Below are 11561 nucleotides of genomic sequence, written 5' to 3'. Positions count from 1 at the left end.
CGTGTCTCGTGCGAGATGCCGTGGCCCGTGCGATCCGCCGTGGCCCGTGGCTCGTGCGCTTGCGCTGGGCGTTGGCCCGGCCGGAAAGTTAGCCCGGCTTCCCTGACAACCTTTGTCAGTGGCTTGCGGCAGACTTCCGTCATGCGTGCGAGTCGGCTGCTGTCCGCCCTGTTGCTGCTGCAGACCCGCGGCCGGATGACCGCCCAGCAGTTGGCCGACGAGCTGGAGGTGTCCGTCCGTACCGTGTACCGGGACATGGAGTCGCTCGCCGCGGCCGGCGTCCCCCTCTACGGCGATCCCGGCCACGACGGCGGTTACCGGCTGGTCGACGGATACCGGACCCGGCTGACGGGGCTGACCCACGACGAGGCGGAGGCGCTCTTCCTGGCCGGACTGCCCGGCCCGGCCGCGGATCTCGGTCTGGGCTCCGTGCTGGCCACCGCACAGCTGAAGCTGACGGCCGCGCTCCCCGAGGAGCTGCGCGACCGGACCACCGCGATACGGCAGCGATTCCACCTGGACACCTCCGCCTGGTACGCCGAAACGGATCCCACCCCGCACCTGGCGGCCGTGACCGACGCGGTGTGGCGGCAGCGCCGCATCCGGATCCGCTACCGGCGGTGGAAGGCTCCCCAGGAGGTGACGCGGACGCTGGAGCCCTACGGGTTGGTGCTCAAGTCCGGCCGCTGGTACCTGGTGGCGGGCCGGCCGGACCCCGTCCGCACCTACCGCGTCTCTCAGATCCTCCGGATCCGGGTGCTGGAGGACCGCTTCGACCGGCCCCACGATTTCGACCTGGCCTCACACTGGCGGTCCTCTCTGGAAGAGTTCGACGCCCGCCGCCACCAGGGCGAAGCAGTGGTACGGCTGTCGCCGCGGATCCTGGAACAACTGCCGGACCTCGTCGAACCGGCGGTCGCGCGCGCCGCCCGGAACAGCGCCGGGCCACCCGGCTCTGACGGCCGGGTCGAGGTCGTCATCCCGATCGAGTCCGTCGGCCACGCCGCCGGCATGCTGCTGCGGCTCGGTGCGGAGGCCGAGGTGATGGCGCCCACCGAACTGCGGGCGCTGATGGCGGAGACGGTCGCCGCGCTGGCCGACACTTACCAGCGCCCCACCGCCGTATGACGGACGTGTCGGCGGAGTCGTATGGGGACTGCCGTATCGGCCCAGCCGCACGGGACCAGCCGTATCGGCCCAGCCGCATGAGCCCAGCTGTAACGGACCAGCCGTGTCGGCGGCCGAGTTCGCTGTCGGCGGGCTTGGGGGACCGTCCGTCTCCCCCGCAGGTCACCGTTTAGGGTCGTCCGGTGACGAGTAGCAGCGTGACGCGTTCCCCTGTCCTCGACGGCACCCGTCCGGCGACGGCATCCGGCGGCCGGCGGGACCGTCTGCGCCTGTTCGGATACGCCGGGAGCCCCGGGACCGACGTCCGCGAACGCCTGGTTCCGTCCTTCCCGGAGCCGGGTACCCGCGTGTGGGTGCTCATGGGCCTCGGCCCGGTCACGGCGTACCGCGTCGCGAAGGCGATGGGCTGGCTGGGGCCGGTGCTCGTTGCCGTCCTGGCGGGCGCGATCCGCTTCTGGCACCTCGGCCGGCCGCGAGCCGTCATCTTCGACGAGACCTACTACGCCAAGGACGCCTGGTCCCTGCTGCGGCTCGGCTACGAGGGCACCTGGCCGGACCCCAAGATCGCCAACCCGCAGATCCTGGCGGACCCTCAGGTGATCCCGCTCTCCGACACCGGCTCCTTCGTCGCGCACCCGCCGACGGGCAAGTGGGTGATCGCCCTCGGCGAGTGGATGTTCGGGCTGGACCCGTTCGGCTGGCGCTTCATGACGGCGGCCCTGGGCACGCTGTCGGTGCTGATGCTGTGCCGGACAGGACGCCGCCTGTTCCGGTCGACGGCGCTGGGGTGCCTGGCCGGGGCGCTGATGGCGGTGGACGGTCTGCACGTGGTGATGAGCCGCTCGGCTCTGCTGGACCTCGTCGTCATGTTCTTCGTCCTGGCGGCGTTCGGATGTCTGCTGATCGACCGGGACAGTGCGCGGGCCCGGCTCGCGGCGGCGTTACCGGTCGGCGAGGACGGCCGTGCCCGCCCGGACGGGCACACCGGGGACCGTGCCGGGACGGGAGTGCGTCCGTGGCGGCTCGCCGCCGGCGTCTTCCTGGGACTGGCGGCTTCGACCAAATGGAGCGGCCTGTACGTCCTCGTCTTCTTCATGGTCCTCACCGTGCTGTGGGACGTCGGCTCCCGCCGTGTGGCCGGGGCGCGCCGTCCGTACCGGGCGGTGCTGCGCAAGGACCTCGGCTGGTCGGTGCTGTCCCTCGCCCCTGTTGCCGTGGTGACCTATCTGGCGTCGTGGACCGGCTGGTTCCTGTCCGACGACGGCTACGGACGCCACTGGGCGGACGGCCGCGGCGGCACCTGGTCGTGGATTCCGGCTCCGCTCCGCAGCCTGTGGCACTACGAGTACGGGGTCTACCAGTTCAACGTGGGACTGCACACTCCCCACAAGTACGAGTCGAATCCGTGGAGTTGGCTGGTCCTCGGCCGCCCCGTGCTGTTCCACTACCAGTCGCCGAAACCCGGGCAGGACGGCTGCCGCACGGCGGCCGACTGCTCCCAGACGGTCCTCGCCCTGGGCACGCCGCTGCTGTGGTGGTCGGCGTGCTGCGCACTGGTGTATCTGCTCTACCGCTGGGCGCTGCGCCGCGACTGGCGCGCCGGCGCCGTCCTGTGCGGGGTGGGCGCCGGTTATCTGCCCTGGTTCCTGTACCAGGACCGCACGATCTTCTCCTTCTACGCGGTCGTCTTCGTGCCGTACCTGTGCCTGGCCGTGGCGATGACGCTGGGCGCGCTGCTGGGGCCGCCGGGGGCGCCCGAGAAACGCCGTGTCGGGGGTGCGGTGGCGGTGGGTGCGCTCGTCCTGCTCATCGCCTGGAACTTCATCTACTTCTTCCCGCTCTACACCGGGCAGACGATCCCGTACGCCGACTGGCGCGCCAGGATGTGGCTCGACACCTGGATCTGAGGCCGACCGACAGACCGTCATGTGCACAGCACCCCTGGCGGCACGGGCCGGTCAGGTCTCCCGCAGACGCACCTGCCGGGTCGGCAGGCCCGCGACCGGCTCCTGGGCGAGGGGGCTTGTGCTCTCCGTCTCGAGGGCGCGTTCGACGACGGCGTACCCGATGCCCGTGGCTTCCGTGCGGGTGGTCAGGGAAACGCGTACCCGTACCGCGTCGGAGTGGTCGGGGCGGCCGACGGTGATGTCGGCCGTCTCCGTCGCGTCCGTGCGGATCTCCAGGAAGTCGACGGGGGTGGGCGCGTAGGCGTACCAGGCGTCGCTGGCGGTGCCGAGCTGGTCCAGGAGCCAGGCGTACCGCAGCAGGGGTGACGCGTCGGGGCCGGGGGCCCAGTACAGGGCGTCGTGGTCGTGGGGAGGGGGTGCCGTGGGTCCGGCCACGCCGAGTGCGTCCAGGAGGGCGGGGACGCCGGCCTCCGGGTCGGGGCGCAGGACGGTGCCGGTCCCGTCCGGCCAGTCCACCTGCACGGACGGGCTCGTCTCCGCGAGCGAGATCCGGCGTACGACGAAGCCGAGGGACGCGCTCCCCCGCTGGATCGCCGCGAGGTCGGTGACCAGGGGCGCCCACCATTCGGCCGCGGGCCACCGCCGCGCCGGTCGGGTCGGCCGAGTGCTCATGGCGGATCTCCCTGAGGTCGCCGGTGGGCCGGCCTGCGGAAAGCCGGCCGGCCCATCGGGTGACTGTACGCGCGCGTGGCCCGTCCGGTCAGATGTTGATGGCGTTGCGGACCCAGTCGGGGCAGCGGCCGGGCACGCCCTCACAGAAGGCGGTCACGGCCCCGAAGGCCTTGCCGTCTCCCAGTTTGCGGTAGTCGATGCCCGCGAGCACCGTCTTGACCTCGGTGACCCGGCAGGTGCGGAAGATCCACCAGCCGCTGCACTCCACGTGCAGGACCTCGGTGCGGTAGTTGTACGTGGACGGACCGATCTGCTCCTTGCCCGTCGGGCCGGGCCGCGGGTACATGGTGGTCGCCTTGACGGCGTCGAGGCTGAGGTTGTGCTTCTGGTCGATCTTGGTCAGGCCGAAGCCGCCTCCGCCGCCGTTCCACCAGCCCTTGCGCATGGCCGCGTCCCAGCCGTCCCTGTCCTTCCATTCGGCCACGACGTCGAAGCGGTCGGCCGGAGGGGCGTCGGCCGCGGCGGGCGTCTCCTCGGCCGCCGCCTCGTCGCCCGCGGCGAGTTTCTCCGTGGTCTGCCGCGGGATGCCGTAGCCGGTGAGGTCCTTCAGCTGGAAGGGACGGTCGCGTGGGATGCCGGTTCCGGTGTCGACGACGGAGAACTCCACGGGCCCCCTGTCGTCCGGTCCGGCGGGGGCGGCCTGCGCCGACGCCGGCATCACCAGCGCCGTACCCATTGCGGTCGCCAAGGCGGTCACGGCCATCCCGGCACGTTTCCGTACGGTGTTCATGATCCTCCCCGTTGCCTGTCGGCGGTCCCCCCGAGGTGTGCGCCGCAGGGGTCCCGTCCTGTCGGTGAGGAACCATAGGGGCCGGTCTTCGCAGGAGTAAACGGGCCACCGGCGGCAACAGGTCGATTGCCAAGGGCGGTTGGGACACACCTGTGCCGGACTGTCCGGTCCGTCACCGCAGTTCGGCGCCCTGACACCCCCGCGCCCCAACCTCCCAACCGTGCCTCGGAGTTCCGCTCGTTCCTCGCGTTCAGGTGACCGCGCGGTGGAAGCGACGTACAGCTTTCCGCACAAAGAGGCCCATAACCTCCACTCAGCGGCCGCGGGGGCGCCGTCCGTCGAGCGCGGCCGCCCCGGCGCACACCGCGCCGGCGGTCAGGGCGAAGGAGAGCACGGCCGGGTTGACGTAGCCGGGAACGGCCGGCGTGGCGTACCCGCCGCCGTTCTCCGTCTCGCAGACGAAGCGGAGCGGCACGTAGTCCACGGTGTAGCCGACGACGCTCGCCGCCCGCTCCTCCTGGCCCGGGAACAGGCAGGGCGGCGCCGGTGACGCCTCGGGGCTGTTCTCCCTCGCCTCCATGACCGCGTAGAGGACGTTGAGCAGCCCCCATGTGTACAGAACGGCCGCGAAGGCGGCCAGGAGGGCGGCGACGCTGCGGAGCCACACCGTGCGGCCGGCCCGGCGCAGCCCGACGCGGCCGAGGCTGCCCAGGGCATGGCCGGTGAAGGCGAAGGCCGCGATCAGCCCGGCCGGGAGAATCAGCAGGATCAGGTACGTCATCCGCCGAGTACACCAGGCCTGTTCGCCCCACGGGGCCACAGCGGACGTACGGCCGACTCGCGACTGCGGCCCGCTCCCCCGCCGCTACGCTGCCCGCATGGGGAAAGCCGCAGGGGAGCAGCTGGGGGTCGTGACCGCGTTGGTGCGGGCGGCGTTCTTGGTGAACGGCGTGTACGCGGAGTCGAGCCGGGCCTACGGCATCACCCCTCAGCAGGGGCAGTTACTGTGCGCGTTGAGGCCGCAGCCGTACGGGATGAGTGAGCTCGGGGAGGTGCTGGGGCTCGCCAAGTCGTCCCTGACGGGGCTGGTGGACCGGACGGTGCAGCGGGGGCTGGTGCGGCGCGAGGCCGATCCGCGGGACGGGCGGGCGGTGCGGGTCGCGCTCACCGACGAGGGGGCCCGGCTGGCCCACGAGTTCCACGAGGCGACCTGCCGGCGGATCGACGCACTGCCGGCGGGACTCAGCGGGAGCGAGCGCGACCGGCTGGCCGCCCTCCTCTCCCGCGTCGTCCTCGACAACAAGGTGCCCGACATCTTCACGGCCCCCGAGATCACCCCGCAGAGCCCGGCCGACCCCGAGGCCACCCCGCAGAGCCCGGCGGACCCCGAGATCACCCCGCAGAACTCAGCCGACCCCGAGGCCACCCCCTAGAACCCGGCCAACGCCGAGATCACCCCCTACAGCCCGGTCAGGCGCTCCCCGGTTCAGGCCCCGCGCGCCGCCCGCATGCGATCCTGCTCGCTCCTCAGGCACCCGCGAGGGGAATTCGCCCCGCCTCGTCCGGGCCGGTCGCCGCCACCGGGGACGTCCCATCCCTCCCGTGCGCCCACGCGAGCGTCAGCGTCACCGCGATCGACGTCAGTGCCATCGCCGTCATCGCCGTGGCGGGAGAGGTGAGTTGGGCCACCGTGCCCGCGAGGGCCGCGCTCACGCCCTGCAGGGTGAGCATCCCGGCGGAGTGCAGCCCCAGGGCGTGGCCGCTGAGTCGGGGCGGTGTGAGGGCCATCAGACGCTCCTGCTGGATCAGGCCGGCACCGAAGCCGACGGAGGCCACGGCGGCGCAGAGCGCGGCGAGCGGCGGGGCCGGGCGCAGGGCGAAGAGGACGTACGGGACGGCCAGGAGCAGCAGGAGCGGGGTGGCCGCGCGGGTGCGTACGGCGGGCGGGAGCAGCCGGCCGACCATGAGGTCACCGGCCAGCATGCCCAGCGCCGCGCACGCGAACAGGGCGCCTGCGGCGGCGGGGTCGTACGGCACGAAGAGGGCCTCGCAGCCGACGATCAGCCCGTTGGGGAGCCACAGGCCCAGGTAGATCAGGCGGCGGGGGCGGGAGGACCACAGCAGGGCGTTGGTGCGCCAGGTCGCCGCGACCGAGGGGCGGCCGGTGGCGCGGGGCGGGCGCGCGGTCAGGCACAGGCGGGCGAGGGCGCCGGCCGTGACGTGGAGGAGGGCGGCCAGGAGGAGGACGCGGTGCGGGGAGAGGGCGGTGACGAGGGCGCCTCCGGCGGCGTAGCCGGTGATCTGCATCAGACCGCTCATCATGTTGAAGACCGAACGGCCGGGGAGGTAGCCGTCCTTGGGCAGGATCTCGTTCAGCAGGCCCCAGCGGACGCCGCCGCCGAGCGCCGCGACCAGGCCCTGGGCGAGGACGACCATGAGGACGGCGGCGACCGGGAGGCCGGGGACGGCGAGGACGGCCGTGGCGGCGGCGAAGGCGAAGGAGAGGCCGGCGAGGGCCGTTCGCGGGGGGAGCCGGTCGGCGCCCGAGAGGAGGAAGGTCGCGCCGAGCACCTGGGCGAGGGACGGGCCGAACATGCTGACCGCCGACAGGAGCGGGGAGTCCGTCGCGCGGTAGACCAGGGTGCCGAGGGCGAGGCCCGCGGTGGTCTGGGCGGCGGTGTGGGCGGCGGAGGAGAGCAGGAGAGGGGTGAACTGCCGGGTGCGGAAGAGCTGTCGGTAGCCGGTCATGCGGGGAGTCTCGGGCGGCTCCGGAGGCGGTCGTTAATGTTTCGCGGGAGCGCGAAACGTCACGAGGGGGGTGACCGGTGTGGGCTGGTGGCAGGTGAACGCCGACACGCTGGCGGGGAGCCGGTTCGTGATCTCGCCGTTCGCCGAGGCCTTCGCGAGTCTGAAACTGCTCCACGCGGGGGTGGGCGCGCATCCCGGGGAGGAGGCGTGGCTGCGGGCGCATCTGCCCGGGTACCGGGAGCGGGTCGCCGGCGACCCGGTGACCGCGCTGCTCGTGCGGGCCGGGCTCGGCCGGAACTGGATCGCGGACTTCCTCACGCCCACGCCCCGGGACGGGGAGAGCTTCGCGGACGGCGTCGCCCGGGTCCGGGCGGCTCCTGCCGCCGACGCCCGCGCGCACCTGCGGATCTCCCTCGCCGGGGAGTTGCCCGCCGCCCTGGACCGCGACGACCTGCCCGAGCGGGCGGCGGCGCTGCTGGAGTACGTGTGGGAGGCCGCCGTACGGCCGTACTGGGAGCGGCGGCGGCGGGTCCTGGAGGCGGATGTCGTCGCGCGGACCGCGCAGGTGAGCCGGGGCGGCTGGGCGGCGGTCCTGAACTCGTTGCGGCCGGGGACCCGGTGGCTGGGCGAGAGTCGGTTTCAGGTCAATCCGCACGAGTATCCGCCTCGGGAGCTCTCCGGGGCGGAGTTGCTGTTCGTGCCGGTGACGCCGAGGACGGGCTGGCTGTCGTGGGAGGGGCGGGAGCGGTACGCCGTCGTCTTCCCCTGTACGGGGGCCCTCGCCGGGGAGCATCGGGACCGGGCCGTACCGGCCGCCCTGAACGCCCTGCTGGGCCCCGCCCGGGCGGCGGTCCTGGTGCTGCTCGGCGCGGGCCCGCTCAGTACGACGCAGCTGGTGGCGCTGACCGGGCAGGGCCTCGGGTCGGTGGGGCGCCACCTGCGGGTGCTGCTGGACGCGGGACTGGTGGAGCGGCGGCGGGCCGGGCGGTCGGTGCTGTACTCACGGACGGGGGCGGGTGAGGTGCTGGTGCGGGCCCCGCAGGACCCGGAAACGGAGGAAGCCCCCGCAAGCCGTGGCGTCATCGGGCGGAGCTAGCATCCGGGCATGACTACAGATGCCGGTTCCTCCCCCCTCCATGTCGAGATCGGTGCCCTCAAGGGCGGTTCCGCGGACCTCTCGCAGTACGTGGGCCAGACCGTCCTGATCGTGAACGTGGCCTCCAAGTGCGGTCTGACCCCGCAGTACACGGGCCTGGAGCGGCTCCAGGAGCGCTACGGCTCGCAGGGGTTCACCGTGCTCGGGGTGCCCTGCAACCAGTTCCTCGGCCAGGAGCCGGGAACCGCCGAGGAGATCGCCGAGTTCTGCTCGGCGACGTACGGCGTGACCTTCCCGCTGACCGAGAAGGTCGAGGTGAACGGGGAGGGGCGGCACCCGCTGTACGAGCGGCTCGTCGGCTTCGCGGACGCCGAGGGCCACGCCGGCGACATCCGGTGGAACTTCGAGAAGTTCCTCGTCGGGCGGGACGGGAGCGTCGTCGCGCGGTTCTCGCCGCAGACCGAGCCGGAGTCCGCGGAGGTCGTCGCCGCCATCGAGGCCCGGCTGGGCTGACCGTCGCTTGACCTTGCCCCTGGGGCAGGGCGGAGCGTCCTCGTCGCCGGGCGGAGAAGGCCGCCCGGTGACGGAGGATGACGGCGTGCACGTACGGGACGACGAACTGCTCACCATCGGCGCGTTCGCGGCGCGGGCCCGCCTGTCGGCCAAGGCGCTGCGGCTGTACGACCGGCTGGGGCTGCTGGCCCCGGCGCACGTCGACGAGGCCAGCGGTTACCGCTACTACCGCGCCGGGCAGGTGGAACGGGCACGGCTCGTGGCCATGCTGCGCCAGCTCGACATGCCGCTCGCGCTGGTCGCCGAGGTGGTCGGCGCGGCGGACGGCGCCGAGGCCGCCGGCCGGCTCGCCGCCTACTGGGCGGACGTGGAGGCGCGGCTCGCGGCCCAGCGCACACTCGCCGAGTTCCTCCGTGGACGACTGTCGGGGAGGAGCTCCGAGTTGTACGGAACGTTCGAGGTCGAGACGGTGGACGTACCCGCGCAGGTGGTGATCACCGAGAAGCGGCACACGCTGGCGGACGAACTGCCCGCCTGGATCGGCGCGTCCCTGGGCCGGCTGGAGGAGGGCGCGGCGGCCTGCGGAGGCGTCACCGGGGCGCCGTTCGTCGTGTACTACTCCGAGGTGTCCATGGAGAGCGACGGCCCCGCCGAGTCGTGCGTGCCGGTCGCCGACGAGGCGGCCGCGCGGGCGTGGGTGGAGGGCCGGGGGCGCGGCCGGGACGTCTCGGTCCGGGTGGAACCGGCCAGGCGGCTCGCTTACACGCGGATCGCCAAGGCACAGGTCGCCCATCCCCAGATCCTGGCCGCGTTCGAGGCGGTGGAGGCGTGGATGAAGCGGGAGGGCCTGGAGTACGACGGCCCGTGCCGGGAGATCTACTTCGCCGACTGGGAGGCTGCGGGCCCGCAGGACCCGGTGTGCGACGTGGCCTTCCCGGTGCGGGCGGCCTCGTAGCGCCGCGGGCCGCGCGGTGCGGTGACCTCGTGGCGCCGCGAGACCCTGTGGCGCCGGGGAACAAGCCGAGCCCCCTCGGCAAGGACGGCGAGCTCGTCGAGAGGGCCCTTCGCTGGTGCTTGTGAAGTTGTCAGCCCAGGCATGGGGCGGGGATCGAGGAAGATCCCCGCCCTACGCCTTGACCGAGGCGACGAAGAGGTTCCACGCGTCGGCGGGGAAGTCCAGCACGGGCCCGTCCTCGACCTTGGAGTCCCGTACGGCCATGGCCGCCACGACCGGCGACTTGACCTCGACGCACGCGCCGTTGCCGGTGGAGTAGGAGGACTTGGTCCACGTGTCCGTGCTGCCCAGACGGATTGCCATGTTTGCTCCGTATTGCCTGTGTGATGAGTGGTGTCGCCGTACACAGGGCACGACTGCGAGCCCACGGCACGGTTTCCGCCAACGGTGTTGCTCGATGGCGTGATCGACGCTACTCGCCAACATCGGCTTACGAAGCGACTATTCACTCGACCGGATGGCATATTCCAGGTGACTCTTCCATCTGGGCCGGGTGACGGTGTAAGGTATAGCGCTTTCTCCGCCGGACAGCCCGTCAGAGCGCCTAACGGGCGTATTCCTTGGCGATGTCCGCGATGAACTGACGGGACTGGTCCACGTTCAGGGCCTGCGCCCGCAGGTGCTCGTACATCACGCTGTACTTCTGGACGTCGTTCGGCTTCTCCAGGTAGAGGTCACTGGTGACGCCCTCGATGTAGACGACGCTGGAGTCGGACGCGTCGGGGAACTCGAGGATCGCGTACTGGCCGTTCAGGCCCGGGTGCGCGCCCATCTCGAAGGGGATCACCTGCACGGTGACGTGGGGCAGTTGGGACTGCTCGACGAGGTGCTCCAGCTGGTCGCGCATCAGGGACTTGTTGCCGACGACGCGGCGCAGGGCGGCCTCGTCCATCACCGTCCACAGGCGCAGGGGATTCTCCTCGGCGCTGATTCGTTCCTGCCGGCGCATGCGCACCTGCACACGCTTCTCGATCTCGGTGGCCGCGGTCTCCGGCAACGCGCCCGAGATCAGCGTCTCGGCGTACTGGCGGGTCTGCAACAGGCCGGGCACGACCTGCGGGTCGTACACGCGCAGGCTCGCCGCGTCCGTCTCCAGGCCGATGTAGACGCTGTAGGGGACGTCCCCGAAGGCGTGCCACCAGCCCTGCTGCCGGGAGTCCTTGGCCATCTGCATCAGCGACTCGACGATCCGCTGGTCCTCGACCTCGTAGACCCCGCACAGATCGCGGACGTCGCGCTGGCTGATGCTGCGCCGGCCGTTCTCCAGGCGGCTGATCTTCGACTGGGACACGAGCAGGCGGTCGGCGACCTGTTCGGCCGTCATGCCCTTGTCCTCGCGGAGCTTGCGCAACTCCTGGCCCAGCCGGCGCCGCCGGACGGTGGGATTGACATTGGACGCCACGGGACGTGCACCTCCGGCTGCATGCCTGTAATTGACACTTTGCGTATCTGCTGTTGAGCAGACTGCCACCAAGGTGCTTACTACCGCTGGAAAACGGTGGATATGCGGCCGGTACACGCCACTTAGGCGTTTCCGCACCCGCTTTTGCCCCTGCCCTGGTAATACACCGAAACCCCGGTCCGCTCTCCGGGCCAGGGCCGGTACCGCTCCGGCCGGCTCCCGACATGCGTCCGCGCGGGGCGGTGACACCGGGTGTACCCGGGGGCGGTAGGGCGCACCACCCCCCGCGG

At 72.1% G+C, this 11561-nt stretch carries 12 protein-coding genes; 6 read left to right on the top strand and 6 right to left on the bottom strand.

Going from position 1 to position 11561, the window contains the following annotated elements; genetic code table 11:
- The first annotated feature begins 141 nt into the window (after window positions 1-141).
- On the top strand, window positions 142-1128 hold the full coding sequence (locus ACPT94_RS06615; protein WP_360334657.1) for a helix-turn-helix transcriptional regulator: 987 nt from the start codon (window positions 142-144) through the stop codon (window positions 1126-1128).
- 182 nt (window positions 1129-1310) lie between these two features.
- Window positions 1311-3035 carry a dolichyl-phosphate-mannose--protein mannosyltransferase gene (locus ACPT94_RS06610; RefSeq protein ID WP_425245333.1) on the top strand — a complete coding sequence of 575 codons (1725 nt, stop codon included), beginning with the start codon at window positions 1311-1313 and terminating at the stop codon, window positions 3033-3035.
- Window positions 3036-3086: 51 nt separating this feature from the next.
- Here the strand turns inward: ACPT94_RS06610 and ACPT94_RS06605 are convergent, their stop codons facing one another.
- From ACPT94_RS06605 to ACPT94_RS06595, 3 genes are all read right to left on the bottom strand, one after another.
- Window positions 3087-3707 (bottom strand): hypothetical protein, encoded by a 621-nt coding sequence (locus tag ACPT94_RS06605; protein WP_425245332.1) that lies wholly within the window; start codon window positions 3705-3707, stop codon window positions 3087-3089.
- Between the two features lie 88 nt (window positions 3708-3795).
- Entirely contained in the window at window positions 3796-4497 is a 702-nt protein-coding gene (locus ACPT94_RS06600; RefSeq protein ID WP_425245331.1) for a hypothetical protein, read from the bottom strand.
- 313 nt (window positions 4498-4810) lie between these two features.
- Window positions 4811-5278 carry a hypothetical protein gene (locus tag ACPT94_RS06595; RefSeq protein ID WP_360334645.1) on the bottom strand — a complete coding sequence of 156 codons (468 nt, stop codon included), beginning with the start codon at window positions 5276-5278 and terminating at the stop codon, window positions 4811-4813.
- A gap of 121 nt (window positions 5279-5399) precedes the next feature.
- On the opposite strand from ACPT94_RS06595, the gene ACPT94_RS06590 reads away from it, so the two are divergent.
- On the top strand, window positions 5400-5930 hold the full coding sequence (locus ACPT94_RS06590) for a MarR family winged helix-turn-helix transcriptional regulator (RefSeq protein ID WP_360334736.1): 531 nt from the start codon (window positions 5400-5402) through the stop codon (window positions 5928-5930).
- A gap of 94 nt (window positions 5931-6024) precedes the next feature.
- Here the strand turns inward: ACPT94_RS06590 and ACPT94_RS06585 are convergent, their stop codons facing one another.
- Window positions 6025-7245 (bottom strand): MFS transporter, encoded by a 1221-nt coding sequence (locus ACPT94_RS06585; RefSeq protein WP_425245330.1) that lies wholly within the window; start codon window positions 7243-7245, stop codon window positions 6025-6027.
- Window positions 7246-7324: 79 nt separating this feature from the next.
- On the opposite strand from ACPT94_RS06585, the gene ACPT94_RS06580 reads away from it, so the two are divergent.
- From ACPT94_RS06580 to ACPT94_RS06570, 3 genes are all read left to right on the top strand, one after another.
- On the top strand, window positions 7325-8341 hold the full coding sequence (locus tag ACPT94_RS06580; RefSeq protein WP_360334640.1) for an ArsR/SmtB family transcription factor: 1017 nt from the start codon (window positions 7325-7327) through the stop codon (window positions 8339-8341).
- Between the two features lie 9 nt (window positions 8342-8350).
- Window positions 8351-8854 carry a glutathione peroxidase gene (locus tag ACPT94_RS06575; RefSeq protein WP_360334638.1) on the top strand — a complete coding sequence of 168 codons (504 nt, stop codon included), beginning with the start codon at window positions 8351-8353 and terminating at the stop codon, window positions 8852-8854.
- 67 nt (window positions 8855-8921) lie between these two features.
- On the top strand, window positions 8922-9809 hold the full coding sequence (locus ACPT94_RS06570; RefSeq protein WP_425245329.1) for a MerR family transcriptional regulator: 888 nt from the start codon (window positions 8922-8924) through the stop codon (window positions 9807-9809).
- A 171-nt stretch (window positions 9810-9980) separates the two neighbouring features.
- On the opposite strand, the gene ACPT94_RS06565 is transcribed toward ACPT94_RS06570, so the two are convergent.
- Together ACPT94_RS06565 and ACPT94_RS06560 are read right to left on the bottom strand one after the other, a co-directional pair.
- Window positions 9981-10172, bottom strand: coding sequence for a DUF397 domain-containing protein (locus ACPT94_RS06565; RefSeq protein ID WP_360334632.1), 192 nt, complete (start codon window positions 10170-10172; stop codon window positions 9981-9983).
- A 241-nt stretch (window positions 10173-10413) separates the two neighbouring features.
- On the bottom strand, window positions 10414-11271 hold the full coding sequence (locus tag ACPT94_RS06560; RefSeq protein ID WP_360334630.1) for a helix-turn-helix domain-containing protein: 858 nt from the start codon (window positions 11269-11271) through the stop codon (window positions 10414-10416).
- Window positions 11272-11561: the final 290 nt, after the last annotated feature.

This window comes from Streptomyces aurantiaciflavus (assembly GCF_049808595.1).
In the GTDB taxonomy this organism is placed as follows: Bacteria; Actinomycetota; Actinomycetes; order Streptomycetales; family Streptomycetaceae; genus Streptomyces.
This window is presented reverse-complemented; position numbering and strand designations above follow the sequence as displayed.